This window comes from Cohnella sp. 56 (assembly GCF_037963805.1).
In the GTDB taxonomy this organism is placed as follows: Bacteria; Bacillota; Bacilli; order Paenibacillales; family Paenibacillaceae; genus Cohnella.
Window position 1 is genome coordinate 188,888 of the sequence record NZ_JAZDQE010000012.1, and the last position, 25,458, is coordinate 214,345.

Annotated in this window: 24 protein-coding genes; 19 read left to right on the forward strand and 5 right to left on the reverse strand. The window is 63.0% G+C overall.

Features of this window, described 5'->3' with window-relative positions; genetic code table 11:
* Window positions 1-897 carry a helix-turn-helix transcriptional regulator gene (locus tag VQ071_RS20345; RefSeq protein WP_340516024.1) on the forward strand — a complete coding sequence of 299 codons (897 nt, stop codon included), beginning with the start codon at window positions 1-3 and terminating at the stop codon, window positions 895-897.
* A 681-nt stretch (window positions 898-1,578) separates the two neighbouring features.
* On the opposite strand, the gene VQ071_RS20350 is transcribed toward VQ071_RS20345, so the two are convergent.
* A complete protein-coding gene (locus VQ071_RS20350) occupies window positions 1,579-3,021 on the reverse strand; it encodes an L-fucose/L-arabinose isomerase family protein (RefSeq protein ID WP_340516025.1) in 1,443 nt (480 codons plus the stop codon).
* 191 nt (window positions 3,022-3,212) lie between these two features.
* Here VQ071_RS20350 and VQ071_RS20355 point away from each other — a divergent pair, with 191 nt between their 5' ends.
* Window positions 3,213-4,004 (forward strand): AraC family transcriptional regulator, encoded by a 792-nt coding sequence (locus tag VQ071_RS20355; protein ID WP_340516026.1) that lies wholly within the window; start codon window positions 3,213-3,215, stop codon window positions 4,002-4,004.
* A gap of 3 nt (window positions 4,005-4,007) precedes the next feature.
* The gene (locus VQ071_RS20360; RefSeq protein ID WP_340516027.1) at window positions 4,008-4,715 is read left to right on the forward strand and encodes a DNA alkylation repair protein; all 708 of its coding nucleotides are present in this window, start codon (window positions 4,008-4,010) and stop codon (window positions 4,713-4,715) included.
* A gap of 104 nt (window positions 4,716-4,819) precedes the next feature.
* Here the strand turns inward: VQ071_RS20360 and VQ071_RS20365 are convergent, their stop codons facing one another.
* Entirely contained in the window at window positions 4,820-5,893 is a 1,074-nt protein-coding gene (locus VQ071_RS20365; protein ID WP_340516028.1) for a lactonase family protein, read from the reverse strand.
* A gap of 177 nt (window positions 5,894-6,070) precedes the next feature.
* Window positions 6,071-6,220, reverse strand: coding sequence for a hypothetical protein (locus VQ071_RS20370; protein WP_340516030.1), 150 nt, complete (start codon window positions 6,218-6,220; stop codon window positions 6,071-6,073).
* Window positions 6,221-6,355: 135 nt separating this feature from the next.
* Here VQ071_RS20370 and VQ071_RS20375 point away from each other — a divergent pair, with 135 nt between their 5' ends.
* Window positions 6,356-7,378, forward strand: coding sequence for an ATP-binding cassette domain-containing protein (locus VQ071_RS20375; RefSeq protein ID WP_340516032.1), 1,023 nt, complete (start codon window positions 6,356-6,358; stop codon window positions 7,376-7,378).
* Window positions 7,378-8,196: an ABC transporter permease gene (locus VQ071_RS20380; RefSeq protein ID WP_340516033.1), complete on the forward strand. Its 819-nt coding sequence runs from the start codon at window positions 7,378-7,380 to the stop codon at window positions 8,194-8,196. The genes VQ071_RS20375 and VQ071_RS20380 overlap by 1 nt, the downstream gene beginning before the upstream one ends.
* Before the next feature lie 98 nt (window positions 8,197-8,294).
* Here the strand turns inward: VQ071_RS20380 and VQ071_RS20385 are convergent, their stop codons facing one another.
* Window positions 8,295-9,182: a fructose bisphosphate aldolase gene (locus VQ071_RS20385; protein ID WP_340516034.1), complete on the reverse strand. Its 888-nt coding sequence runs from the start codon at window positions 9,180-9,182 to the stop codon at window positions 8,295-8,297.
* Window positions 9,183-9,537: 355 nt separating this feature from the next.
* Here VQ071_RS20385 and VQ071_RS20390 point away from each other — a divergent pair, with 355 nt between their 5' ends.
* Complete coding sequence (locus VQ071_RS20390) at window positions 9,538-10,392, forward strand: SDR family NAD(P)-dependent oxidoreductase (RefSeq protein ID WP_340516035.1); 855 nt, start codon at window positions 9,538-9,540, stop codon at window positions 10,390-10,392.
* A gap of 23 nt (window positions 10,393-10,415) precedes the next feature.
* On the opposite strand, the gene guaD is transcribed toward VQ071_RS20390, so the two are convergent.
* Complete coding sequence (gene guaD, locus VQ071_RS20395; protein WP_340516036.1) at window positions 10,416-11,780, reverse strand: guanine deaminase; 1,365 nt, start codon at window positions 11,778-11,780, stop codon at window positions 10,416-10,418.
* Window positions 11,781-11,881: 101 nt separating this feature from the next.
* Between guaD and VQ071_RS20400 the strand changes: the two genes are divergently transcribed.
* The 13 genes from VQ071_RS20400 (at window position 11,882) to VQ071_RS20460 (ending at window position 25,382) form a co-directional block, all read left to right on the forward strand.
* Window positions 11,882-12,418: a hypothetical protein gene (locus VQ071_RS20400; RefSeq protein WP_340516037.1), complete on the forward strand. Its 537-nt coding sequence runs from the start codon at window positions 11,882-11,884 to the stop codon at window positions 12,416-12,418.
* Window positions 12,419-13,042: 624 nt separating this feature from the next.
* On the forward strand, window positions 13,043-13,738 hold the full coding sequence (locus tag VQ071_RS20405) for a sensor histidine kinase (protein ID WP_340516038.1): 696 nt from the start codon (window positions 13,043-13,045) through the stop codon (window positions 13,736-13,738).
* Window positions 13,739-13,750: 12 nt separating this feature from the next.
* Window positions 13,751-14,422: a response regulator transcription factor gene (locus tag VQ071_RS20410; RefSeq protein WP_340516039.1), complete on the forward strand. Its 672-nt coding sequence runs from the start codon at window positions 13,751-13,753 to the stop codon at window positions 14,420-14,422.
* Window positions 14,423-14,678: 256 nt separating this feature from the next.
* Window positions 14,679-15,434: a YveK family protein gene (locus VQ071_RS20415; protein ID WP_340516040.1), complete on the forward strand. Its 756-nt coding sequence runs from the start codon at window positions 14,679-14,681 to the stop codon at window positions 15,432-15,434.
* The gene (locus VQ071_RS20420) at window positions 15,415-16,080 is read left to right on the forward strand and encodes a CpsD/CapB family tyrosine-protein kinase (RefSeq protein ID WP_340516042.1); all 666 of its coding nucleotides are present in this window, start codon (window positions 15,415-15,417) and stop codon (window positions 16,078-16,080) included. Before VQ071_RS20415 ends, VQ071_RS20420 begins: the two co-directional genes overlap by 20 nt.
* Window positions 16,081-16,700: 620 nt before the next feature.
* Window positions 16,701-17,600: a UTP--glucose-1-phosphate uridylyltransferase GalU gene (gene galU / locus VQ071_RS20425; protein ID WP_340516043.1), complete on the forward strand. Its 900-nt coding sequence runs from the start codon at window positions 16,701-16,703 to the stop codon at window positions 17,598-17,600.
* Window positions 17,584-18,276 carry a sugar transferase gene (locus VQ071_RS20430; protein ID WP_340516044.1) on the forward strand — a complete coding sequence of 231 codons (693 nt, stop codon included), beginning with the start codon at window positions 17,584-17,586 and terminating at the stop codon, window positions 18,274-18,276. The genes galU and VQ071_RS20430 overlap by 17 nt, the downstream gene beginning before the upstream one ends.
* Window positions 18,277-18,288: 12 nt before the next feature.
* Window positions 18,289-19,548 carry a glycosyltransferase gene (locus tag VQ071_RS20435; RefSeq protein ID WP_340516045.1) on the forward strand — a complete coding sequence of 420 codons (1,260 nt, stop codon included), beginning with the start codon at window positions 18,289-18,291 and terminating at the stop codon, window positions 19,546-19,548.
* A gap of 56 nt (window positions 19,549-19,604) precedes the next feature.
* A complete protein-coding gene (locus VQ071_RS20440) occupies window positions 19,605-20,888 on the forward strand; it encodes an O-antigen ligase domain-containing protein (protein ID WP_340516046.1) in 1,284 nt (427 codons plus the stop codon).
* Window positions 20,885-22,108 carry a glycosyltransferase family 4 protein gene (locus tag VQ071_RS20445; RefSeq protein ID WP_340516048.1) on the forward strand — a complete coding sequence of 408 codons (1,224 nt, stop codon included), beginning with the start codon at window positions 20,885-20,887 and terminating at the stop codon, window positions 22,106-22,108. Before VQ071_RS20440 ends, VQ071_RS20445 begins: the two co-directional genes overlap by 4 nt.
* Window positions 22,109-23,164 (forward strand): glycosyltransferase family 4 protein, encoded by a 1,056-nt coding sequence (locus tag VQ071_RS20450; RefSeq protein WP_340516049.1) that lies wholly within the window; start codon window positions 22,109-22,111, stop codon window positions 23,162-23,164. It begins immediately after the preceding gene.
* A complete protein-coding gene (locus tag VQ071_RS20455; protein WP_340516051.1) occupies window positions 23,161-24,048 on the forward strand; it encodes a glycosyltransferase in 888 nt (295 codons plus the stop codon). Before VQ071_RS20450 ends, VQ071_RS20455 begins: the two co-directional genes overlap by 4 nt.
* Window positions 24,045-25,382 (forward strand): lipopolysaccharide biosynthesis protein, encoded by a 1,338-nt coding sequence (locus tag VQ071_RS20460; protein ID WP_340516052.1) that lies wholly within the window; start codon window positions 24,045-24,047, stop codon window positions 25,380-25,382. Before VQ071_RS20455 ends, VQ071_RS20460 begins: the two co-directional genes overlap by 4 nt.
* Window positions 25,383-25,458: the final 76 nt, after the last annotated feature.

Below are 25,458 nucleotides of genomic sequence, written 5' to 3' on the forward strand. Positions count from 1 at the left end.
ATGGAGCGCGCCGCGCTGCCGGACTCGCTGTACGGACCCGTCCGGGTGAACGATGCCGTCGTCGAGATTATCGAGGCGCTCGAGGAGCAGCCATGGGGCGCCAAGTTCTGCCCGTCCCATACGCATGTATGGTTCGAATTCAACTATATTTACGAAGGCTGCATGCGGACGGGGTTCGGCGGGCCGCTGCTGAATGTCGGGCCGGGGCAGTTTTTCGTAATACCGCCGGGCCTGGAGCATTGCCACGAATACGAGCCGCAATCGCCGCACCGGGGCGTCTGTCTGCGCTGGACGTTCGCCCGCGCCGAGTCGACGACCGAAGAGGGCGAGTCCGCCGGCATTCGGGACATGCTCGACAGTCTGCGGCATTGGCGGCCGGGCTGCTACGAGGACCGCTACGGACTCGGCGAACGGATCGCCCGGCTGTTCAGCGAAGCGAGGGAGGCCGTCCCGTCCGCGTCGACCCGGCTCACGTTCGTGCAGATCTTGCTCGCGCTGGCGGCCATCCGCGACCCTGCGGGCACGATCGCCCCGCAGGCGGCCGATCTGTCCGACGCCGCGTTTGTCCGCAAGATCGAGATTTACCTGAACGACGAGCGCGCGGAGCGGATGGATGTGCGGCGGCTGGCCGCCTCCATGCACGTCAGCTACAACCATCTGGCTCGCAAGTACAAGCGCCTCACCGGGAAAACGATCGTCGGCCGTCTCACCGAAATACGGCTCGAATGCGCGCTGAAGCTGCTGCAGGACACGGACGCTCCGATGTCCGTCATCGCGGAAGTGGCGGGCTTCGGCGCCGCACATTACTTCAGCCGCGTGTTCAAGGAGTCGTACGGCATCAGCCCGAAGGCGTACCGCCGCGCACACGGCGCCAGCGAACGTACGGCCGACCGCTGACGCGCGGCGAGTGCGCGGGATGAGAAGCGGCCCAGCCGAAGAAAAGTCGCCCGCTGCAAGCGAGAAAAGCAACGCTACAGAGCGGCCGATGGCGGCGGACGGTGCTGCAAGCGAGAAAAGCGCGGCTACAGAAGCGGCCGCCCGCTGTAAGCGAGAAAAGCAACGCTACAGAGCGGCCGACGGCGGTGGACGGTGCTGCAAGCGAGAAAAGCGCGGCTACAGAAGCAGTCGCCCGCTGCAAGCGAGAAAAGCAACGCTACAGAGCGGCCGACGGCGGCGGACGGTGCTGCAAGCGAGAAAAGCGCGGCTACAGAAGCGGCCGCCCGCTGTAAGCGAGAAAAGCAACGCTACAGAGCGGCCGACGGCGGCGGACGGTGCTGCAAGCGAGAAAAGCGCGGCTACAGAAGCGGCCGCCCGCTGTAAGCGAGAAAAGCAACGCTACAGAGCGGCCGACGACGGCGGACGGTGCTGCAAGCGAGAAAAACGCGGCTACAGAAGCAGTCGCCCGCTGCAAGCGAGAAAAGCAACGCTACAGAGCGGCCGATGGCGGCGGGCGCCTACCGGAAACGGCGGGCGTCCGCCGAAGCGTAAGAAACAGGCTGAATGCCGGCCTCGACAAAAAAAGCGAGAAGGCCCGCCCGGAGCCGTTCTCGCTTTAACTTTGCCCGCCGCCTGCCGTGCTTAGATGACCTGAATCTCGATGCCCAGCATCGCCGCGGTCCGCTTGATCTCCCGCGCCCTGTGGCCGACGCCGAGCGCGAAGTGATGGGTCGGACCGGCGCTGCACCATTGCTCGACGAACTGGGCGACCGGCCGGCCGAAGCTGCAGCGGGTGTTGGTGTTGCCGGTCTGCGGGATCGGTCCCTTGATCGATTCGCCCTCGGCGACGATCATCTTGTAGCGGCCCTGCGCCGTCTGCCCGATGCTGAGCAGGGTGACCGGCCCGGCCTTGATGCTGAACTCGACGCCGATGCCGGAGCCGCGCTTGCCGTGGAACAGCTCCAGACCCCGGATGACCGGACGGTCGTCGGCGATCTTGATGTTGTGCGGGCCGTCGTGGCCGACGAGCACGATATTGTCCTTGAAGTCGCACGGATGCAGCTCCGCGAACGAGCCGCCCGCTTCGAGCCGGTCCATGATGAGCATCGCCGCGCAGGTCTTGAGATCGGCCTCGCCCGCGAGCGGGATGCCCTTGCCGGTCAGGAGGGAGTTGCCGAGCACCATGTTCGAGCCGATGCGCTCGTATTCGTTGTCGTCGAGCCCTTTGTAGTAGTACGCGAGGCCGGTCAGGCCGAATTCGTCCACGAGCTTGTCGAGGCCGACCGCGACCTTCGCCGACCAGGCGAGGTCCTCCGGCTTGATCGGACGCGTGACCGGATCGATGAACGGATCGGACACGGTGAACGTCGCGTGGATCTCCTCCAGCTTGGCGTCGATCTCGCGCTGCGTGGCGGACGAGACGGCCTTGGACAGATCGCACATCTCCAGCATCTGCACATGCGCGCCGAACGCGAACGTGAACGCCGACGGATCGGAGTTCATGTCGTACATGCCCTCGTACGTATGCCCGAGATAGCCGATCCGGGCGTACTTGAACGCGCGCCGCGCATTCGCCGCGCGGCACCAGGCGCGGACGTCGTCCATCGCCGCGGCATCGTCGTACAGCGTGCCGATGACCATGCCGGCTGCGGGCCGTCCGGCGCGGACGAGCACGCCCGCGATCTCGGGCAGCGAGCAGACGTTGTCGTTGACCAGCTGCATGTAGGTGGTCGTGTTCGAGTAGTCGAGGCGCTGCCTCGGCTGCAGGGCGACGAGCACGGTCGGCACGGACAGGCCGAGGATCGGCGTCGCCGCCGTCGACGATGTGACATAGGTGCTCAGGAAGCTGAACAACAAGTCGACATCCTGCTTCTTCAAATACTCGGTCGCCGCGAACGCCTTGTCCACCGTATCGACGAAGCCTGCGCTGACGACCTCTACGTCCAGCTCGCGCAGCCGGTTCTCGAATTCCTGCCCGTATCCCGCCAGCTCCTCCCGCAGTCCGGGGAATTGCTCCCAGTACGGCTCGTGGCCGACCGTCATGACGCCGACGCGGGCGCGGGCGCGTTTCAATTCAATACTCATTTTGGACGCCTCCTCTATGCGATTTACCGCTACGTTTATCGTATGGCACCGCACAGAACGGAACAATGAGGACAGCAACTTTTTTTAGAACAATTCTACGCTTCCTGTTATAATCGCATCATGTGGGGACAGCCGTCGCACTACGGGACGAGCCGCGTTTCCGGCTTGAATATGCCAAGGGAGGTATGGAGATGATCGAGCCCGTGGCAATCTACTGCGAGCATTGCGAACCGGGCTGGCAGGTGCCGCGCTCGCGCACGAACAACCATATTGCGGTGCTGGTGACGGAGGGGCAGGCGTCCTTCGATACAGAGGCGGGAACGTTCAGGCTGAGCCGGGGGGATATGCTGTTCATGCCGCGGGGCATCGAACGCAGCGCATGCAATTCGGCCACAGACCCGCATGAGATGTATGTCGCGCATTTTCAGTATGCGGGCGAAGGCGAGGGGGTGGAGCTGCTGGCGCAGCCGCGGGCAAGCGTCGTGCGGCTGCACAACTACGAGTATGCGCGCAACCGCTTCGCCGCGCTCGTCCAGTACTGGCTTCGGCAATCGGCCTGCCGGCCTGCGCTGTGCCATGCCGCGCTGCTCGAGCTGCTGGCGCTGTTCAGCGAAGCGAGCGAATCTGCGGCTGCGCAGGGCGCGGCTTCCGGCATCGTCTACCGGCTGGAGGCGTACATCCTGCTCCACCACCGCAGGGCGATCACGATTGGCGAGCTGGCCGAGCATGTCGGCAAGACGCCGAATTATGTCAGCGCGCTGTACCGGCGGTCGACGGGGCGCACGCTGACCGATTACATCCAGCAGATCCGCATCGCGGCCGCCTGCGACCTGCTGACGACCTCGCAGATGAACATCGGGGAGATCTCGGATTATCTCGGCTTTTGCGAGCAGTCCTATTTCAACAAAGTGTTCAAAAAAATTACCGGGACCCTGCCGTCCGCTTACGTGCGGTTTCAGGTGAACCGTTCAAAGGAGCAATGACTCGTGAATGTAGAAGCGGTCATGCAGGCGCTCGAAGCGCTCGGCAAGGAGCGGCTTAAAAAGATGTATATGTCAAACGGCGCGCACGAACCGCTGTTCGGCGTGGCGACAGGCGAGATGAAGCCGCTGTTCAGAAAAACGAAGCTTAACCAGGCGCTGGCGGAGCAGCTGTACGCGACGGGCAACTATGACGCCATGTACTTCGCCGGCATCATCGCCGAGCCGAACGTCATGACGGAAGCGGACTACGACCGCTGGATGGATGCGGCGTATTTCTACATGCTGTCCGACTATGTGGTCGCGGTGACGCTGTCGGAGGCGGACATCGCGCAGACGGTAGCCGACAAGTGGATCGCGAGCGGGGAGGAGCTGAGAATGTCGGCGGGGTGGAACTGCTATTGCTGGCTGCTGGGCAGCAGGCCGGACAGCGAATTTTCGGAGGACAAGCTGGCCCGCATGATCGGGCAGGCGGTCGATACGATCCATGACGCGCCCCGGCGGGCGAAGTATGCGATGAGCCAGTTCCTGTATACGGTGGCGGTGTCTTACTTGCCGCTGCACGAGCAGGCGGTCGCCGCAGCGAAGGCCGTAGCTCCGGTCGAAGTGATGGACGACAAGGGCAAACGCAAGGTGCTGAACGCCGTTGAAAATATTCAAAAGGCGGCGGACAGAGGGCAGCTCGGGTTCAAGCGCAAGCACGTCAGGTGTTGAATCTGTACGGCGATCAAAGCATGAGCCAGCCTTCATAGCGCAGGTCCGCCGGCGGGCATGCAAAAAACAGCCTGCTCCCGAGGTTATGGGAGCAGGCTGTTCGTCTAGCTGTCCAGCTCGGCGAACCGGACGCATACCGGCTTGGACACCTGCAGCTCGCTGCCCGTCGGCGTCAGTGTGCCGGCGTCGGCGTCGCGGGCGAAGGTCACGACGTTGCCGCCGTCGCGGTTGGCGACGAGCGCGAATCGGCCGTCGGGAGCGATGGCGAAGCTGCGCGGATGGCCGCCAAGCGTAGGCGCATATTGAACGGGCGTCAGCCGCCCGTCCCCCGAACTGACGCGGCAGACCACCAGGCTGTCGTGCCCGCGGTTGGAGCCGTACAGGAAGCGGCCGTCCGGCGACAGGTGGATGTCGGCGCAGGCATTGTCCCCTTCGTAACCGTCGGGCAAGGTGGAGATCGTCTGCACGACGGTGAGCCGGCCTGCCTCCGTATCGAAGGCGTAAACCGTAATCGTGCTGCTCAATTCATTGATTCCGTAGCCGTAAGGGAGCGAGGGATGGAACACAAAGTGCCGCGGTCCAGAGCCCGGCTCGATGTCGGTCTCGCTGCGCAGCGTCAGCCGGCCCGCGTCCGGATCGAGTGCGTAAATGAAGACTTTGTCGAGGCCCAGATCGGAGACGGCGACGAACCGGCCGTCCGGGGACACGACCGCCGAGTGCACGCGCGCCTGGCTCTGGACCGGGCGTACGCTGCGGCCTGCATGGCGGACCACATCGCTTGCAGGGCCGACGGTGCCGTCGGCTTCGATCGGAGACACGCTCAGCATGCCGCCGTGGTAGCTGCAAGTCATCGCGATCTTGCCCGCGCGGTCGAGCGAGATATGGCAGGCCGTCGCAGGCAGCGTGACCGCCGGTTCGCCGAGACGCTCCAGCCGGCCGGAGGCGGGATCGAAGCGCAGCGCAGCCGCCGCGCCGAGGCGGGCGCCGTCGTCGGACTTGCGTTCGGTCAGCGCATAGACGATCCGGCTGTCGGTCCGAATATCCACAAACGTCGGGTTGGCCAGGCCGTCGGTCTGATCGAGGAGCGTGAGCCGCCCGCTGTCCGCATCGTACGCGCACGCGTATACGCCGGGCCCGTCAGGCTCGGCGTAGGAACCGATAAAAGCGAATATCGACATTTATAATAACACCTCCGAAATTCGGTCGCCCGTTTGCCGACCCGTAAACAAGCAAATTTTAGTCGCTATGCGACTGCAGGTCAAGCCGGACGCCGCTTCGGAGCCTGCGGTCCGCCGGAGATCGTATGTAAAGTACGCAGGCGGTCGGGGGACCAGGCGCCGTAGACGCCGGGCCGATCACGCATCCGCGTCTGCGTCTTCGGCCTGCTCGTAGGCGATCAAGGTTACTGGATGGCCGCTCCGGTCGGACAGCTGCCGCTCCAATTGCTTGACCTCGTCCACCTGATCGTCTTTGAGCCGTGCGATCGTATAGTCGTTGATCTCCAATGCAATTCCTCCTCGTGATGAACGTCGCGGTTATTATGAACAAGATGAGGTTCGCGTATGAGCCGGCTTCGTTAATATTCAATTCACAATTGCCCCTTACTATTCGAAGCAACGAACAAGTCAGGGGGAATGGATATGAACGGATGGCATCAGAAGGAAAAAGCGGCGCAAGGCGGACAATGGGCCGTCGAGGCTTCGGGGCTCGTCAAGATGTTCGGCAGCAACCGCGCGGTGGACGGCGTGAGCTTGAATGTGCGCGCCGGTTCGATCTACGGGGTGCTCGGTCCGAACGGCGCCGGCAAGACGACGACGATTCGCATGCTGGCGACGCTGCTTCGGCCGGACGCCGGCTCGGCCCGCATATTCGGGCACGACGTCACCAAGGAATCGCAGGTCGTCAGGCAACTGATCGGGGTGACCGGCCAGTACGCGTCGGTCGACGAGTCGCTGAGCGCGACGGAGAATCTCGTTATTTTCTCCAGGCTGCTCGGATTGGGACGCGCCGAATCGCGGCGCAAGGCGGAGGAGCTGCTGGAGGAATTCGGGCTGACCGAGGCGGCGAAGCGGCCGCTCAAAAACTTCTCCGGCGGCATGCGGCGGCGGCTGGATCTGGCCGCGAGCCTCATCGCGCAGCCGCCGCTTATTTTCCTGGATGAGCCGACGACAGGACTCGATCCGCGCACGCGGGCACAGATGTGGGAGACGATCCGCCGCCTGGTGAAGACGGGGTCGACCGTGCTGCTCACGACGCAATATCTCGACGAAGCGGATCAGCTGGCCGACCGGATCGCGGTCATCGACCGGGGCACCGTCGTCGCGGAGGGCACCGTCGACGAGCTGAAGGCTTCGGTCGGCACATCGTCGCTCCATCTGCGGGTTCAAGAGCCGCTGCACATCGAGCGTGCGCGCCGCATCGTCGAGCGGGTGCTCGGGGTACAATCGAGCGTGACGTCGGAGGCGGGGAAGATCACGGCGCCGATGGCGGACGCCGACCGCGTCACCGACCTGCTGATCGAACTCCGCGAAGGCGGTGTCCGCCTGTCCGAGATGAGTGTGCAGAAGCCGACGCTCGACGAAGTATTCCTGACGATCACGGGCCGCGATGCATCGCAGGACGCCGGGGCATCCGGCGGCCAACAGAAGGAGGAGGTTGTATAATGAAAAGCGCCACGACCGTCACCGTCAACCCGGCAGCGCGTCTCAAAAACCGCACCAGCTTCGGCCAAACGGTCCGCAACTCGCTGACGATGGCCTACAGAGGTTTGCTGAAAATACGCCGCACACCCGAGCAGCTGTTCGACGTCACGCTGCAACCGATTATTTTCACACTGATGTTCACCTATATATTCGGCGGGGCGATCTCCGGCGACGTCATCAGCTATCTGCCTGTCATCATCCCCGGCATCCTCGTGCAGACGGTCATCACGACCTCGATCGTGACGGGCGTGCAGCTGCGGGAGGATATGGACAAAGGCGTGTTCGACCGGTTCAAATCGTTGCCGATCGCGCGCATCGCCCCGCTCGCGGGCGCCCTGCTGGCGGATACGATCCGGTATACGATCGCGACAGTGCTGACGTTCAGCATGGGCTACATCATGGGCTACCGCCCCGACGGCGGGCTCGGGCATGTGGCCATCGCCGCCGTACTCGTCATCTTCTGCTCGTGGGCCATCAGCTGGATCTTCGCCTTCTTCGGCGTGATCGCGCGCACCGCCTCGAGCGTTCAAGGCATCTCGATGATCGTGCTGTTCCCGCTGACCTTCCTTTCCAACGCGTTCGTGCCGGCGGATACGATGCCGAACTGGCTGCAGTGGTTCGTGAGCATCAATCCGATCTCGCACCTCGTCACCGCCGTCCGCGACCTCGCGAACTCGGGCACCGTAGGCTGGGATATGGGTATCTCGCTCATCGGCGCAGCCGTCATCGTCGCGATCTTCGCACCGATCACGGTGCGAGCGTACATGCGCCGGACCTAATAGGCGAGCCGCCGCCGGGGCGATAGCCCGAACGGTGCGCCCGCGCATAACGAAGCCCCCGGCATCCCAGCCGGGGGCTTCGTTTGCGGCGCTAGCGCCTACTTGACAGACGCTTCGTATATACGCCGGATGGACGCGGACAGCATCTCGTCGAACGCTTCGTCCGATTGACCGGCGGTCAGGCCCTCGGACAACGCGCGCGAGAAGCTGGCGATCAGGCCTTGGTTGCGTGCGAGCCGCTCGTTGGCTTCCGCCTGCGAGTAGCCGCCGGACAGCGCGACGACCCGCAGCACATGCGGCTCCTCGATCAGCTCGCGATAGAAGTTGTCCTCCGTCGGGATCGACAGCTTGAGCATCACCTTGACGTCGGGGCCGAGTGCGGCCAGCTGCGTGAGGAGCGCATCCTTCAGCAGCTTCTCCGAGGTCGTCTTGTCCGCGCTGTTGATGTCAACCTCGGGCTCGATGATCGGCACGAGGCCCGCCTGCACGATCTGCTTGCCGATCTCGAACTGCTGCTCCACGACGTCGCGGATGCCGGTCGTATTCGCTTCCTTGATGAGCGAACGCATCTTCGTTCCGAATATGCCACGCTCGCGCGCCCGGGCCAGCAGGTCGTCCAGACCTTCGATCGGCTTCAGCAGCTGGACGCCGTTCTCCGTCTCGGCAAGTCCCTTGTCGACCTTCAGGAAAGGCACGATGCCTTTCTTTTCCCACAAATAGTCTGCAGTGAGCAGCCCGTCGATCGTGCGATCCATCGTATTCTCGAACAGAATCGCGCCCAGAATATACCGGGAATCGAACGCGGAGCTCTTGATGATGCGCGTCCGCATCTCATGCACGAGGGCGTACATCGCTTCCTCGCCGGCATAGCTGTCCTCGGCTACGCCGTACTGCAGCAGCGCCTTGGGCGTACTGCCTCCGCTCTGGTCCAATGCCGCGATGAAGCCTTCTCCCGTGCGAATCCGTTCCAATTGCGCGTTGTTCATTGATCTTGCTCCTTCCGTGTGCATCATAATGGGCGCATTTTCCTTATAATCATAGCATGTCCGGTGACGGGTTGCATGTCGGGGGCAGGCTGCATATCCGGCGGCTCAGGCAGGCAAGATTGTGCTCGCGATCGGACAAGCGGAGGCGGGCGAGTCATGGCGACGCTTGGTTTTCGGAAGCTTCCAGCTCCCTGCATAAATCACATCTGCTCCGACACCCGTTTGCTCGTGTAGGTGCTGCCCATCTTTTCGTCGTCTCCTTTTCGCAGTCTATCGCCATAGCATTCGCAATACACGATATTATATAGCTAGGCGAAGGCGAATACATTGCTCATGCGAATCGGAGGGCGAAGAGATGATAAGGACGGAGCGGGATTTGGAGAATCGGACGATTCTTCTTTCAGGAGGCACATCGGGCGTCGGCAGAGCCACCGCGCTGGAACTGGCCAGGCGAGGCGCCACTATCGTCATTCTCAGCAGGAGCGAAGACAACGGAAGGCAGACGTTGGAGGACATTGCCGGACAGACAGGAAATGGCAAAGGGGAATGTCTGGTGGCCGATCTGTCCTTGCAGTCTTCTGTCCGGAGAGCTTGCGCAGCGTTTAAGCAGAGATACGATCGTTTGGACGTGCTGGCCAACCTGGGGGGAGCGATCTATTGGGAAAAGCAGATCACGGAGGAGGGCATCGAGCGGATGTTCGCGGTGAATGTTCTGAGCCATTTTCTGCTGACGCAGCAATTGCAGGACATGCTTAAAGAAAGCCCGGCTGCCAGAGTCATTACCGTAGGCGGCGATCCGCGGTTTCTCAACAACCCGCGGATTGACTTCGGAGACATTCAATCGATGAATCGGTTCAGCGGCAAGCGGGCGACAATGCAAGCCATGTACGCCAGAATCTTGTTCGGATTCGAGTTGGCCGACCGGCTGGAGGGCACGGGCGTATCGTCCGTCGTATTCCACCCCGGATGGGTCAAGTCCAGGCTGAACCGGCATTCGCCATGGTATCTCAGGATGCTGTCGCCGATGATGAATGCTTTGGCTGCCCGGGATTGCAAAGCGGGCGTCTATGCCGCATCGGCCGCCGGGATCGATGGGTTGAACGGCATTTTCATCGACGACAAGTTAAAACTTCTACCTATTAAAGAGAACTTCGACAAAGATGCCGGGCCGAGGCTGTGGCAGGCTTGTCAAGACCTCATGACAATGTAGCCCTGCGCGGCAAGCTAAGAAGATCACCGCGTGTGAACCCGCTCGCCCTGCACCCATACTTCGCGGATATGCTCGGGCCGGACGAGGTACATGATCTTCTCGAAAATGCCGTGCAGATGCTCTTCGGCGCCGAAAATGGGCAGCCTGGCGCCGGGAACGGCGGTATCGACGATCTGCGCGTCCCAGACGTAGCCCTCCGCCAGACGTCCGATCGGCAGGCCGAGCGCTTCCCCGCCGCCGGCCGTCGCCAGATGGAAGGCTTCGTCGATCGTGATGCGGGAAGCCGGAACGCCGCGGTCTGCGGCAGGCAGCGCCGGGTTCACGCCGTCCTCCAGCATACGAGACGAGATGACGGCCTGCCGGGCGTTGTCGTACAGGCTGGGCGAGTAGCCGCCCGACACATCCGAGCCGAGCCCGATGTCGACGCCCTGGGCCATCCGCCGCGCGACCGCGATGACGCTGTTCGCGAAGTAGGCGTTGGAGATCGGGCAATGCGCGATCGCCGTACCCGTCCTCGCGAACAGCGCGGCGTCCTCGTCGCTCAGGAAGTTGCAGTGCGCCATGACGGACTTGTCCCGCAGCAGCCCGAAGCCGTGGAGCGCGCAGGCGTCGTTTTGGCCCAGCCGCTCCTTCACATAGCCGTGCGCCCAGTCGCTCTCGCTGCAATGGGACTGCACATGCGTATCGTACTTCGCCGCCAGCTCGCCGAGACCGGTCAGTACCTCATCGGTGCAGCTCGGGATGAAGCGCGGCGTGACGACCGGATACACGCCCTGCTTGACGGTCTTCGCCAGCTCCCGGACGGAGAGGATGAACTGCTCCGTATCCGCGAGCGCGGTCTGCACGTCGGCATCCCGGTAATAGGCGGGCGTCTGTCCGGGATCGTCCATGACGACCTTGCCGACGAGGCCGCGCTGGCCCCGCCTGGCGCAGATCTCGGCCAGCAGCAGGCTGGATTCCCGGTGAATCGTCGCAAAGTAAAGGGCGGTCGTCGTGCCGTTGGCCAGCAGCGCGCCGACCAGATCCTCGTACACCTCCGACGCATAGCTCAGGTCCGCGAATCTGGATTCCAGCGGGAACGTGTACGTGTTCAGCCAATCGTACAGCGGCACGTCGAGCGCCGTTCCGGCCTGCGCCCACTGCGGCGCATGAACATGAAGGTCGACGAAGCCGGGCAGTATATATTGTCCGGGAGCCAGCCGCCGGTAGCGGTCCCCTCCGGCGTATGTGCGGACAAGCCGCTCATAGTCGGCATCTTCCGGCGCGACGATGCGCGCGATGACCCCGTCCTCGCCGACGCAGAACAGCCGGTCCGGCAGCATGTCGATCTCGGCGGGCGTCCGGCTCGTGAACGCCGTGCCGTGGAATACGCGGGCGTATGCAGTCATTGAATGGAATCTCTCCTTGCTCGTCTGCGGCATGAATTTTATTTATTATAGAGAATATGGGCCGGCAATTCCAATCGCAATCGAACGAGGAGAGATGATCCATGCGGGAGATGCCATCCAAGGTTCCTTTTGGCTACGAGCCGCCGATTCAGCGGGAGAAGGGCACACTTATTTTTTATGACACGTTCGAGGGGACGACGGACGAAGAGCTGGACATTGCCGCGGAGACGGCGAAGGCGCGGGCGTTCACGCGTTTGGTGCTCTATCCGATTCACGAGGAGACGGCGAGGCGGATGTCGGAGGAACCGGTGAGCCCCTATTACCGGCGGGAGAAAAGACTGCTCGCGTGGATGCGGGAGCGGGAGGGAGACGGCGTCGCGCCGGAGCTGGACCGCTGGGAGGGCAAGCGGAAAAAGTATACGCCGATCGACGCTGCGCTGCGTCATCTGACGGAGACGCTGCCGGCTCCCCATTTCGTTTATATGACCCCGGCTACTGCGAATCGGTTCGCGTCGTACAGCTCCTTCGAGCCGTGGATCGTGAAGCTCCGTCTTGTCCTGTCCGCGGTGCCGGCGTCTCCGGCCCCCAAGCTGGCGGCGTACCGCAGCCGCTGGAGTCTGGCATGGGAGGACGAGTGAGCCAGTCGTCCGGAGCGCCGCATTGCGGCATCGTCCTATCCGGCGGTCATATGAACCGACATATTAATGAAGCTTCTCGAAGCCGGCATCCCATCCGCCCCTTGCATTGCGCGAAGGGGCATTTTTATGGCCTTTTCCGCGTCTATTTTCTCTCAGTATTCTCATCAACCTGCTGCACAAGTGTGGTGCATCTGCTGCAAGCTCGCGCTTGTCATCGTTGTAAAAACGCTTAATAAACTATTACCGCCATAATTATCTAGTAAAATTTTGATAAAGTCCGCTTGGTCGAGTGTTCGTTTATAGGTCTTTGGGCCTGCTATTCGCGATTGTTACAAAATCGTGGCAGCAAACACCCCTGAGGCAAAATCTTCCTTTCCTCCACAATTGGACTTATGTCGAAGTGTGCAAATTGGTCAAATTTGGATGGAACGGCTATCCGGCGGTCCTCCTGTCGTGACCGAGGTCGCAACAAACCTTATCTATCTACCCAGTTTATAATCGGTACTCCCGTAGCATGTGCATGTCAAATTCGGCAAGGTATGTTGAAATTGAACGTTAATGTGCAGAAGAGAGGGAACCTGACGAACATATTGGAATTTTCTCATCATACACAGAAGGAAGGCGATGATTGATATGGCTATGCAGAGCAAGGTGGAACCGTCCGTACTGTTCGAGGAACGCAACCGGATTGCAGGAGAACTCCATGATCGCATCGGTCCGCATTTATTCGGCATCGCCTGCGCGGTTCACGCCGCCGAGCATGAATGGGAGGGGATGACGGAAGATCAAAAGCTCGATCTGCTGCGCGAGGTTCAGGCGGCGGCGTCGTCCGCATCGGAACAGCTGCGTCAGGCGATATACGATCTGAGCCAATCCGAGTGCGGGGTCGTCTCATGGCTCGGCAGCGTCGAAGCGCTGCTGGCGAGCCAGGCCAAGCTGAGCGGCGTGCGAATCCGGTACAGGCCGCCGGCAGCAGACCGCCGTCTGTCCGTGCACCATCAGAAGGCGCTGTACCGGATCATCGCCGAATCGGTGGCGAATGCGATCCGGCACGGCGCATGCGCCCTGGTCGACGTGAAGCTGACGCTCCGGCGCGCCTCGGCTACGCTGCGCATATCGGACAACGGCTCGGGATTCGACACGAACGCGCCGCGCGCGAACGGCGGGCGGACCGGCTATGGTCTGAGCAATATGGGCAAGCTCGCGGCCGCGCTCGGCGGCAGTCTGCAGATCGACAGCAGCCCGGGCGAAGGGACGCGGATCGTCGTTCGGCTGCCGCTCGCGTACGCGGCGGACGAGACGGCACAAAATATACAGTAAACGGGTGATGCTATGAGAATCGTGATCGTAGATGACCATCCTCTCGTCCGCAAAGGATTAAAGGCGGTGCTGTCCGTAGAGGAAGGGGTCGAGATTGTGGGGGAAGCGGAGACGGTGCTGGGCGCATTGTCTGTCATCGAGGTCGCGAAGCCGGACCTCGTCATTCTGGATATCCGGCTCGGCGCCGAGTCGGGCTACGACCTCGTCAGATCGCTGCGCCATCTGCACTGCCGCTTCATGATGCTGACGTCCTCGGCTGCGGAGGCGGATATTCGCAGAGCGAAGGAGTGCGGCGCCGACGGCTATGTGCTCAAGGAAGCGGCGCCGGAGGAGCTGCTGCTCGCCGTCAAGATGATCGGCAGGGGCCGCAAGTACTTCGACCAGAGTCTGCTCGGCACATTGCTGCGCAAGGAGACGGACGACCCGCTCGAGCGTCTGACGCCCAAGGAGAAAGAGGTGCTGAGCGCCCTCGGCGAAGGTCTGTCCAATAGCGCCGTGGCAAAAAAACTCATCATCAGCGAGTTCACCGTCAAAAAGCATGTGAGCCGCATCTTCCAAAAATTGAACCTGAGCGACCGTACGCAGGCGGCGCTGTATGCGAGAGAGCAGGGGATGGGAGATTATACGCCGCCCGATATCAGAGACGAGATCGACTACGAGATACAAGATGGTACGAAAGTGTAATAGGCATACCTACCTGCGCGGCAGGGTGATGGCTTCCGGAGAAGAAGCAAAATCATCCTGCCGCGTAATAGTTTTGAAAGACGCAGGCGATTTACAATAAAAACAGGACGAAACGGGTCGAATCGACCGCAGAACGATGTCGAAGGCCGGATAGACGTTCGCAGGCAAAGCGGAAATAACGCATCGCGCATAAAGTCGTGTATTTATAGTCAGAAAATTCTGAAATTAAAGAACTTACAGCATCGGAGGAAACGTTTTGGAAATTCAACGATATTGGAGCGTCGTCCGAAAGCGTCTCTGGCTGATTGCCTTGATCGCGATCGTCAGCTGCACGGCGGTCGGCTACTATACCAGTCACCAAGTGAGACCGATCTATCAGGCCGCCGCGAAGCTGATGGTGTATCAGACCGAAGCGCCGGACAATACGTCCGCCGCGCCCGATCCCGCCGCGATCAACTCCAACATTTTGCTGATCAAAACGTTCAAGCAGCTCATTGTAACGCCCCGCATCCTGGACAAGGTCGTCGCTTCCTACCCCGAGCTTCACACGTCGGCCGGCGAGCTCGCCGCCAAGATCGGCATCTCCTCGGCGAGCGAGACGCAGATCATGACCGTCATCGCCACGGACGGCTCCTATGCCCGGGCGGCGAACATGGCGAACGCCGTATCGAAGGTGTTCCAGTCCGAGATTCGCACGCTGATGAATCTGAACAACGTATCCGTGCTCAACTGGGCCGATCCGCAGGCGCACCGCGCCCCGATCTCGCCGCATCCCGCCAAGAACGTCGCGATCGTATTCGTCCTGTCGCTCTTGATCGGCATCGCGCTCGCTTTCCTGCTCGATCATATGGACGATTCGGTCAAGACCGAGCAGGAGGTTCGCACCAAGCTGGGACTGCCGCTGCTGGCGGATATCCCGAATATACGAAGACGGGATCTGAGCGAGCCCGACGATTCGCAGCGCACGACGATAGGAGCGAGGGGGAACACGAATGTCACGATGGATGCGTAATCGGGGACTGATCGCCACGCTGAGCCCCGGATCGGGGGCGGCCGACAAGTACCGCAGACTGAAGACAGGCATCGAATGGTCCTGCCGGGACGAAGGCATGAAGACGATCGCGATCGCCTCCGCCGAACCGGGCGAGGGCAAGAGCACCACCTCGTCCAACATCGCAGTCGCCTACGCCAATGCCGGCCGGCGCGTGCTGCTCGTGGATACGGATCTGCGGTCGCCCGTTCAGCACCGGATCTTCGAACTGCCGAACGACGCGGGCCTCAGCACGGCGCTCGCCGGACGGGCGGGACTGGACAAGATCGCCAGCCGGACGGCGTTCGCCAATCTGCAGGTCGTATGCGCAGGTCCCATGCCGCCCAATCCGTCCGAGCTGCTGGAGTCCGACGCGATGAGCGAGCTGCTCGCTGCGGCGAAGTCGCGCTACGACATCGTCATCGTCGACACGACCTCGATGGCGGCCGCGGCGGACGCGATGATCGTCGCCGACAAGTGCGATGGCGCCGTACTCGTCATCAGGCGCGGCAAGACCAAGCTGGACGCGGTCCTGAAGGCGAAGGAGACGCTGTCGTCCGGCCGGGTGAAGGTCGTGGGCGCCGTATTCAACCGCAGGGGGCGCTGGACCGGATCGCCAAGCCGATAGCGCAGCGGGATTGTATTCGCAGCTACGGACAGCACCGATGAGTACCTGACATCCGCGCAGTAACGGATACCGCATGTGAGCACTTATTCTAGCGATCGTACAGTGACGGCAGCCCAAGTTGGGCGTCTGGCCACTGACGAAGGAAATGTCTCCTGCTCCTTTATCACCGGAGGCACTCGGCCATGCTGTGGGTCAGCGACCTTAGACGTTAATCGTCAGGGGTGTGGTGTGAGGTGGGGTTCAATGCCCCGGCAATTGTGTTTGAAATGTGTTGGGAAAAACGGGCACGCGGGACAGCGGCGGCAACAGCCGACGTCCGCATACTCGCGGCAACGATTGTGAGCGATAGCTGCATATATGCAGTTAATCGTCCCGCCGCTCCTCCGTGTGCTGCTTTTAACTGCAAATATGCATTTAATTTCCGGCGACGGACGGCTACCGGCGTGCTGAGGCGGCGATTACTTGTATATTTGCAGTTAAATCAAGATAAAACGCCGTTCGCGGCTCCGATAGCTGCATATTTGCAGTTATCCCGTCCGATCGGCCGATCTGGATCCGGGGGGCGGCGCAGCTAACGAGCAAGCAAATGATAAAGAGAAATACGGATGGGGTGAGAGAGCATGAAAAAAGTGAGAAAAGCGATTATTCCCGCGGCCGGCCTCGGTACGCGCTTCCTGCCCGCCACCAAGGCGATGCCCAAGGAAATGCTGCCGATCGTCGACAAGCCGACCATTCAGTACATCGTGGAGGAAGCGATCGAGTCCGGCATCGAGGATATCATCGTCGTGACCGGCAAGGGCAAGCGGGCGATCGAGGACCACTTCGACATCGCCTTCGAGCTCGAGCACACGCTGGAGGAGAAGGGCAAGCTCGATATTCTCAGCAAGGTGCGCAAATCGTCGAACGTCGAGATTCACTACATCCGTCAAAAGGAAGCGAAAGGACTCGGACACGCCGTCTGGTGCGCCCGCAACTTCATCGGCAACGAGCCGTTCGCGGTGCTGCTCGGGGACGACATCGTGCAGTCCGATACGCCCTGCACACGGCAGCTCATCGGCCAGTACGAGCAGACCGGCAAGTCGGTCATCGGCGTGCAGGCTGTCGGCACCGATCAGACGAACCGCTACGGCATTCTCGATCCGATCGAGCGGCGCGGACGGCTCTATCAGGTGGGCCGCTTCGTCGAGAAGCCGCCGCTCGGACAAGCGCCGTCCAATCTCGCGATTATGGGCCGCTATGTGCTGACGCCGGAAATATTCGAATTCCTCGGCAAGCACGAGATCGGCGCGGGCGGCGAGATTCAACTGACCGACGCGATCCAGCGGCTGAACGAGGCGCAGGGCGTTCACGCCTACGACTTCGAGGGCATGCGCTACGACGTCGGCGAGAAGCTCGGCTTCATCATGACGACGATCGACTTCGCGCTGCGCGACGAGGAGCTCAGGTACCGTCTGATGGACGGGCTCGAGCAGCTCATCCTGCGCGAGAAAGTGGGGGAAAGTCATGGCTCTGCGGTATGACATGGAGCTGGTCGCGCGCCTGACGGCATTCGAGCGTCAGCGGCTCGCGGCGCAGAACGGCGGCAAGCTGGCGCGCTACGCGTCGATGAAGCGCGGCATGGACGTCGCCGGCGCCCTGTGCGCGCTGGCGCTGTTCAGCCCGGTGTTCGCGGTCACGGCCGCGCTCATCAAGCTGGAGAGCCCGAAGGCGCCCGTCTTCTTCCAGCAGACGCGCATCGGCAAGAACGGGCGCAAGTTCAAGATGTACAAGTTCCGCTCGATGGTGCCGGACGCGGAGCAGAAGCTGGCCGCGCTGCTGGCGCAAAACGAGATCAAGGGCGCAATGTTCAAGCTCAAGGACGATCCGCGCATCACCCGGATCGGACGCTTCATCCGCAAGACGAGCATCGACGAGCTGCCTCAGCTCGTGAACGTGCTGAAGGGCGAGATGTCGCTGGTCGGCCCCCGGCCGCCCCTGCCGAGGGAGGTGGAGGAATACTCGGATTACGACAAGCTCCGGCTCGCGGTGAGCGGCGGCTGCACCGGCCTGTGGCAGGTGACCGGACGCAGCAAGCTCAGCTTCGAGCAGATGGTCGAGCTTGACCTGGAATACATTCGCAAACGGAGCATTCGGGGGGATCTGAAGATTATTTTCCGGACCTTCAAGCTGCTGCTTGGGGCCAAAGACGCTTTTTAAGGGTGGCGACAGATGAACAAAATTTTGTTTATTACGAATCGGCTGCCTTTTCCCGGCACGGACGGCCGCAAAAACATGCTGCTGCAATATATCCGTCACATGAAGGATATCTACCCGGGCAGCGAGATCGTCAATCTCTCGTTCGTGGACGATCCGAAGTACATGGCCCAGCGCCCGGAGGAGATCGGCCGGCTCGTCCCGCTGCATCCGCCGGGCAAGCTCGAGAAGCTGTACAACGTCCTCGTGCATTCGCTGCTCCGGCGCAAGTGGCCGCTGCAGGTAGCGGTGTACTACAGCCGCAAGACACACCGGCAGATCCGGGACTTCATCCGGGAGGAGGAGCCGGACTTCGTGCTGTACGATATGGTGCGGGTCGCGGAGTATCTGGCTCCAGGACGGGGCCGCAAGGTGCTGAGCTACGACGATCTGCTGTCGCTGCGCTATCGCCGCCAGCTCGACTGGTTCCAGTACATCCCGTCGGTGCTCGGCGGGTTCTCGGACAAGCTGCCGGGCGTGCTCAAGCGGTTCGCGGATTTGAAGTTCGTGCAAAAGTGGCTCATCGCCTTCGAGAGCAAGCTGCTGGCCAGCTATGAGCAGCAGGTCGCGCCCCGCTTCGACCATCTGATCTTCACGTCCCCGGACGAAGCGCATAACTTCCGCAAGACGACCCGCCACGAGTCCTGCCACGGCATTCCGATGAAGGTCGAGCCCGACATGCTCGCCCAGGCGAGAGGCGCCCGCGCGTACGACAAGAACAAGGTCGTGTTCGTCGGCAAGATGGACATCCCGCACAACAGCTCGGCCGCCGTCTACTTCTGCGGGAAGATCTGGCCGCGCATCAAGCAGGCCAACCCGCAGGCGGTGTTCTACATCGTCGGCAAAAATCCGACCCCGGAGGTGCTGCGGCTGCAGCGCGAATGTCCGGGCGTCATCGTCACCGGCGAGGTGGACGACGTCAAGCGGATCGTCGGCGATTCGGCGCTCATGATCGCGCCGCTGCTGTTCGGCACCGGCATCAAGACGAAGATACTCGAGGCGATGTCCTGGGGCGTGCCGGTCGTGACGAACCGGATCGGGAGCGAGGGGCTCGACGCGAGCCACGGCGAAGACTTGTTCGTGTGCGACTCGGAGGACGAGATGGTCAAGAACGTGCTGCTATTGATGGGCGACAGCGAGATGAACGACAGCATATCGGGCAATTCGATCCGATACGTGAGCCGGCGGTTCAGCGGCTCCGCCACCCGCAAAAATATGGAGCTGATCCTATCCTAGCGGCCGGACGCGAGGCGCCGCCCGACCTCGTTCGTGCGGCGATCATCGCTCTGTTTTTGATCTCGCTGGCGGTCATCACCTATGACAGCCTTCCGTACTTCCATTTCTCCGTCTATCGCCCGATCGCGATGTTCCCGATGTTCGCCGCTTCGCTGCTGCTGTTGTTCACCGGCTTCCGGTTCAAGGCGGCGGACACGCTGCTGCTGATCTTCGCCGGCTACAGCATCGGGCATTCGCTGCTCGTCTCCATGACGACCGGCGGCACCGGCGTCAGCCTCAAGCATACGGTGACGCTGCTGTTCGGCCTGTCGATGTATCGCGTGGCCGTCTACGTCGCCGCCGAGACGCGAGCGGACCCCGCGCTGCGCGGACGGATCGCCGTCTGCCTGGTGGCCGGCTTCGTCCCGCCGCTCGCGGCCGGGCTCGTCCAACTGGTGGACGCCTATGTGCTGCACAGCGGCTTCTCGGGCACGCTGACCGGATTGTTTTCCGAAAAGGTGTACAAGGGCCGCATCCAGATGCTGTCGGGCGAGCCGTCCTGGGCGGGCATCCATCTGCTGAGCGGCGGTCTCGTGCTGCTCTATCTGTACCGGGAAGGCTATCGCAAGCTGACGCTTGTGCCGCTGCTCGGCTGCGCGCTGCTGCTCGTGCTGTCCTTTTCCGCCTACGTGTACATCGTGCTGCTGACCGCGCTGCTCGTATACGTGCTGTTCGCCGACCGGTACCGCGGGCGCATGCTGCTCGCGCTGGGCGCGATTTTCCTGATCGTTGCGGTCGGCGTGCCTTACCTGCTGGAGACGCTCAAGGTCAGCGGCTACTTCACGGACCGGTTCCAATTCAATTTCAACCGTCTGCTGCACGAGGACAATTCGTTTTTTGTGCGCTTCGTCTTCCCGGCGATCGGCATGCTGGAGTTCTGGCGGCATCCGATCTTCGGCGCGGGGGGCGGCTTCTATTACCGCGACTTCGCGGAGCTGCTCGTCCGGCACTTCGACTACGGGCTGAAGTTCGCCGAGGTCAAGACCCTCGTCTACGAGCACCCGGAGATGGCGACCTCGCGCAATCTGTGGTCCAAGCTGTTCGCCGAGGAAGGGCTGCTCGGGGCGCTGTTGTTTATCGGCTTTATGGCGGCGGCGCTGCGCAGCTCGCGCGGCAGCCCGTTCGCCCAATTCGCGTTCGCGCTGTGCGTGTCGCTGGTCATGAACTTCGATTCCTATTCCTTCGTGAACTTCTGGCTGCTGATCGGATGGATCCGGGGCGGATTTTTTGAAGGACGGCCGGCCGCCCTGCCGGCAGAACGGGATACGCACAACGATAGGGAGTTGAAACGTACCGCATGAAAATCGTCATCATCAATAGTTTGTACACGCCGCATATCATCGGAGGCGCGGAAATCTCGACGCAGATTCTGGCGGAGACGCTCGCTTCCGTCGCCGACGTCCACGTGCTGACGCTCGGCGGACAGCGCCGCGATGAAGGCGTCCGGGAGGAGCGGATCGGAGGCGTCACGGTGCACCGCCTGCCGCACGGCAGCCTGTACTGGATCGGCGATCCGCAGCGGCGCGGCGTGCTGCGCCGGACGGCCCGCCGGCTGACCGATCTGTACAATCCGCGGCAGATCGAGGCCGTGCGGGAACGGCTGGAGCGCATCCGGCCGGACCTGGTCCATACGCAAAATCTGTCCGGCTTCGGCGCGGCCATCTGGACGGCCGCGGACTCGCTCGGCGTGCCGATCGTGCATACGCTGCGAGACTATTCGCTGCTGTCGCCCGTCAGCTCGCCGCTGCGCAATCCGGCGCTGGCGCGGCTGTACGCGCTGTCGTCGAGCGCCTTCAGCAGGCGGGTATCGGCGGTCGTCGGCATCTCGTCGCATATTCTGAAGCGCCATACGGATGCCGGCCTGTTCCCGGACGCTGCGCGCCGGGTCATCCCGAACGCGGTCGAGGGCGGGATCGCGGCGAGCGCCAAGGACTTCGAGCGCAGGCCGCTGCGCATCGGCTGCTTCGGACGGGTCGAGCCGGAGAAGGGCGTCCGCGAGCTGGTCGAGGCGGCGCTGTCGCTGCCGGCCGACATCGTCGAGCGGATTGTCATTGCTGGCGACGGCAGCCTCCGGGCCAAGCTTGCCGAGAGCTGCCGCCACGATGCGCGCTTCCACTTCCCCGGCAAGGTGAAGCCGGCCGAAGTCCGCCGCCTGATGGGCGAGACGGACGTCAACTTCGTCCCCTCGATCTGGGAGGAGCCGTTCGGCCGGGTCATCATCGAGTCGTATCAGGTCGGCACGCCCGTCTACGCGACCGATGTCGGAGGCATCCCCGACGCCGTGTGGGACCCGGAGGAATTTCTGTTCCCGCCGGGGAGCGCGGCGGCGATCCGGGCCAAGATTCTCTCGTTCCATTCGCTGACCGGCGCGGACAAGCGGCGGATTCAGGCCGCCTGCCTCGCGCATTGCCGCGGCTTCACCCAGGCGGCGCTCCTCGATCGGCATCTCGATCTGTACGCCAGGACGCTGCCCGCCGGTAGCGACTTCGCCGTGACGGCCCCCATCGGGCAGGTGCAATAGATGCGCGCGCCGACGGTATATATGTGGCCCAAGACGAGCCCGCACAACAAATATTCGGAGCTGCTCTCGCAGTCGATCGAGCGGCAGGGGCTGCGCGTCGAGCATTACGAGCGCTCCTCGATGTTCAAGCCCGGCAGAGGGGACATTGTTCATATCCACTGGCCGAGCTATACGTATCAGGCGCCCACATTTCCGCTGACCGTCCTGAAGTCGCTGTTTTTTATGATGCTGCTCTACTTGTACAAGGGCATGGGCGTACGGCTGTACTGGACGGTCCACAACATCTGGCCGCATACGGGCCGGTCGCGCTGGGACCGCTTCGTGCGGCGACGGCTGCTGCGGCTGTGCGACGGGGCGTTCGCGCTGAGCGAGACGGCCAGGTCCGAAGCCGCCGCCGCATTCGGCGTGAGCGAGGACAAGCTGACCGTGACGCCGCACGGGCATTATGTGGGTGCTTATGCGGCCAAGGGGACGGATATCCGGGCCAGGTTCGGCATTCCCGAGGACCGCTTCCTGTTCCTGTTCGTCGGCCGCATCAATCCGTACAAAGGCGTGGACCGGCTCGTCGAGGCCTATCGCGGGCTGGACCCGGCTGACGGCGCGCGCGCCGCGCTGCTGATCGCGGGACAGGCCGATGCGGGATACGACCTCAGCTTCGCCGGCGATCCGGGGCGCGGCGCGATCCATCTGCATCCGCGCTTCGTGGACGACAGCGAGCTGGCCGATTATCTGGCGGCCGCCGATGCGGTCGTGCTGCCCTACAGGCAGATCACGACGAGCGGGAGCGCGATTCTGGCGCTGTCGCACGGCAAGCCCGTCGTCGCGCCGCGGCTCGGCTCGCTCGCCGAATACGTATCCGAGGGCTGCGGCGTGCTGTACGACCCTGACGAGCCCGCCGGACTGGCGGACGCGCTGCGCGCGGCAATCCGAATGGACAGAAAGGAAGCGGAGGCGCGCATCGCGGACAAGCTCCGGGAGCTCGATTGGGACCGGATCGCAGATCGTATGATGCGCGTCTATGCCGGAGCGGCGCCGCGACAAGAGGTGGAAGCATGAGAGCGACGGTAGCCATATGCACGCACAACCGGGCGGCAGATCTGCGGGAGGCGCTGCTGAGCCTGCTCGCGCAGCGGTTCGACGACGCCTTCGAGGTGATCGTCGTCGACAACAACTCCACGGATCTGACTGCGCAGACGGTGCTGGAATTTCAGAAAATCGCGCTGTTCCCGGTTCATTATATTTTCGAAGAGCGGCTCGGCCTCTCCGTCGCCCGCAACCGTGCGATCCGCGAGTCGAGCGGAGCGTTCGTGCTGTTCCTGGACGACGACGCGATCGCCTCCTCCGGCTGGATCGCCGGCATCGTCGCCGTATTCGATAGCGACGATCGGATCGGCTGCGTCGGCGGCAAGATCGACCCCGTCTGGGAAGGGGGAGCGCCTCCGTGGCTGGCGCCCGAGAACCGGACGCTCTACACGATTCTCGACTTCGCGGACGAGGTCGTCGAGATGCGGCGGCCCGCGATCCCGTTCGGCGCCAACGTGGCGTTCCGCCGATCGGCGCTCGATATGAACGCCTTGTTCCGCGAGGACCTGGGCCGGGTGGGCAGCAACCTGCTGTCCAGCGAGGAGACCGAGCTGATCGACCGCATCCGCGCCGGACACTCGGTCTACTACACGCCGCACGCCTCGGTGCTGCACAAGATTCCGCGCAGCCGGATCAGCCGCAAGTGGCTGCTGCGCCGCATCTACTGGCAGGGCGTCAGCCGCGCGGTCAGCTCGCGGGGCAAGCTCGGCATGTTCGCGCTGTCGATCGTGAAGGTGCCGGTATTCGTGCTGCTCTCGCTGCCGGTGCTGTACGACAAGCGGCGGGTGTTCCGCAACGTCAGCCGGATCGCCTACAACAACGGGCTGATCAGCGGCGTGCTGGGCACGTACGAATGAGGGCGCTCGGACGCCTGTGGAAGGGCGGAGGGGCGCTGGCGGCGATCGCGCGGACGAGCGCGGCCAACCTGCTCATCGTGCTGCTCGCCACCGCGACCTCGATCGTGACGGCGCGCCTGTTCGGCGTGGCGGGCAAGGGCGAGTTCTCGGCGATCCAGTTCTGGCCGACGCTGCTCGCCGGCGTGCTCAGCTTCGGGCTGCCGACATCGCTCATCTACAACAAGCGCACGCATCCGGCGCATGGGTCGGCCTTCGTCAGAGCAGGCTTCCTCGTTCAGCTGCCGGTATGCCTGCTGGCCGGCACGGTCGCCTGGATATGCCTGCCCGCTTGGCTCGGGAACTACCCGGACTCTATCGTGCGCGTCGCCCAGTGGTACACGGTGCTGGCGCTGCCGATGCTGCTGGCGGCCAACCTGCTGTCGGCGCTGGCGCAGAGCGCGGAGAACTTCAACCTGTACAACGGCCTCCGGCTGTACGTGCCGCTCAGCAATCTGGCGGGGCTGGCCGTGCTGTGGGCGTGCGGCAAGCTGTCGCAGCAGACCGCCGCGGTCGCCTTCCTCGTCACGAGCCTGGGCGTCGTCGGCTGGGCGCTGTACCGGCAGCGGCGGGAGCTCGCGCGGAACCGAACGGACGGACCCGCGGACAGAAAAGCCGCGGTTCGTTCGCTGTTCGGCTACGGCGGCAGAGTGTACGGCGTCGAGCTGCTCGGCACGCTGTACAGTCAATGCGACAAGCTGATCATCCTGTCGCTGCTCGCGCCGCGGGAATTCGGCCTCTATACGGTCGTGTACACGCTGTCCCGCACGTTCAACATCGTGCAGACGGCGATCACGAACGTCGTCTTCCCGAAGGTGACCGGGCTTGCGCCGGAGCGGATCGTCGCGACGGTGAGCCGCGCGTTCCGCATCTCCTTCCCGGTCATGCTGGCCGCGCTCGTCCCGGGCGTGCTCGTCGGCCGCTGGCTGCTCGGACTGCTGTACGGGCAGGCGTTCCTCGAGGCCGACACGGCGTTCTACCTGCTCGCGCTCGAGTGCGTCGTCGGCGGCGGATCGTGGATACTCGCCTCCTCGTTCAATGCGATGGGGCGCCCCGGTCTCGTCGTGCTGCGGCAGGCGATCGCGCTGGCGCTGACCGTCGGGCTGTGCTTTGCGCTCGCGCCGGCCTATGGCCTTGTGGGCATCGCACTGGCGATGCTGCTGGGCGCGGTCAGCCGGATCGTCATCTCGATCGCGGCGATGAAGATCGTATTCAAGGCGCCGGTCTCCGGCATGCTGTTCTCCCGCGACGACTGGCGCTTCCTGGCGGGGCGCCTGTTCCGGACGGCCCAATCCTGACGTTCCGGGCGACGAAGCCCGGCGCGGGCGGCGCGCACGAAGCGCGCCAAGCAACGATATATGAGCGAAGGAGCTT

Excerpts from the sequence above, each read along its gene's own strand:
- VQ071_RS20405 (WP_340516038.1), top strand. The coding sequence starts at position 13,043 with ATGATTGATATGGCTATGCAGAGCAAGGTGGAACCGTCCGTACTGTTC.
- VQ071_RS20435 (WP_340516045.1), top strand. The coding sequence starts at position 18,289 with ATGAACAAAATTTTGTTTATTACGAATCGGCTGCCTTTTCCCGGCACG.
- VQ071_RS20445 (WP_340516048.1), top strand. The coding sequence starts at position 20,885 with ATGAAAATCGTCATCATCAATAGTTTGTACACGCCGCATATCATCGGA.
- VQ071_RS20375 (WP_340516032.1), top strand. The coding sequence starts at position 6,356 with ATGAACGGATGGCATCAGAAGGAAAAAGCGGCGCAAGGCGGACAATGG.
- VQ071_RS20350 (WP_340516025.1), bottom strand. The coding sequence starts at position 3,021 with ATGAGTATTGAATTGAAACGCGCCCGCGCCCGCGTCGGCGTCATGACG.
- guaD (WP_340516036.1), bottom strand. The coding sequence starts at position 11,780 with ATGACTGCATACGCCCGCGTATTCCACGGCACGGCGTTCACGAGCCGG.
- VQ071_RS20420 (WP_340516042.1), top strand. The coding sequence starts at position 15,415 with ATGTCACGATGGATGCGTAATCGGGGACTGATCGCCACGCTGAGCCCC.
- VQ071_RS20365 (WP_340516028.1), bottom strand. The coding sequence starts at position 5,893 with ATGTCGATATTCGCTTTTATCGGTTCCTACGCCGAGCCTGACGGGCCC.
- VQ071_RS20430 (WP_340516044.1), top strand. The coding sequence starts at position 17,584 with ATGGCTCTGCGGTATGACATGGAGCTGGTCGCGCGCCTGACGGCATTC.
- galU (WP_340516043.1), top strand. The coding sequence starts at position 16,701 with ATGAAAAAAGTGAGAAAAGCGATTATTCCCGCGGCCGGCCTCGGTACG.
- VQ071_RS20380 (WP_340516033.1), top strand. The coding sequence starts at position 7,378 with ATGAAAAGCGCCACGACCGTCACCGTCAACCCGGCAGCGCGTCTCAAA.
- VQ071_RS20450 (WP_340516049.1), top strand. The coding sequence starts at position 22,109 with ATGCGCGCGCCGACGGTATATATGTGGCCCAAGACGAGCCCGCACAAC.
- VQ071_RS20400 (WP_340516037.1), top strand. The coding sequence starts at position 11,882 with ATGCGGGAGATGCCATCCAAGGTTCCTTTTGGCTACGAGCCGCCGATT.
- VQ071_RS20385 (WP_340516034.1), bottom strand. The coding sequence starts at position 9,182 with ATGAACAACGCGCAATTGGAACGGATTCGCACGGGAGAAGGCTTCATC.
- VQ071_RS20345 (WP_340516024.1), top strand. The coding sequence starts at position 1 with ATGGAGCGCGCCGCGCTGCCGGACTCGCTGTACGGACCCGTCCGGGTG.
- VQ071_RS20355 (WP_340516026.1), top strand. The coding sequence starts at position 3,213 with ATGATCGAGCCCGTGGCAATCTACTGCGAGCATTGCGAACCGGGCTGG.
- VQ071_RS20460 (WP_340516052.1), top strand. The coding sequence starts at position 24,045 with ATGAGGGCGCTCGGACGCCTGTGGAAGGGCGGAGGGGCGCTGGCGGCG.
- VQ071_RS20390 (WP_340516035.1), top strand. The coding sequence starts at position 9,538 with ATGATAAGGACGGAGCGGGATTTGGAGAATCGGACGATTCTTCTTTCA.
- VQ071_RS20455 (WP_340516051.1), top strand. The coding sequence starts at position 23,161 with ATGAGAGCGACGGTAGCCATATGCACGCACAACCGGGCGGCAGATCTG.
- VQ071_RS20410 (WP_340516039.1), top strand. The coding sequence starts at position 13,751 with ATGAGAATCGTGATCGTAGATGACCATCCTCTCGTCCGCAAAGGATTA.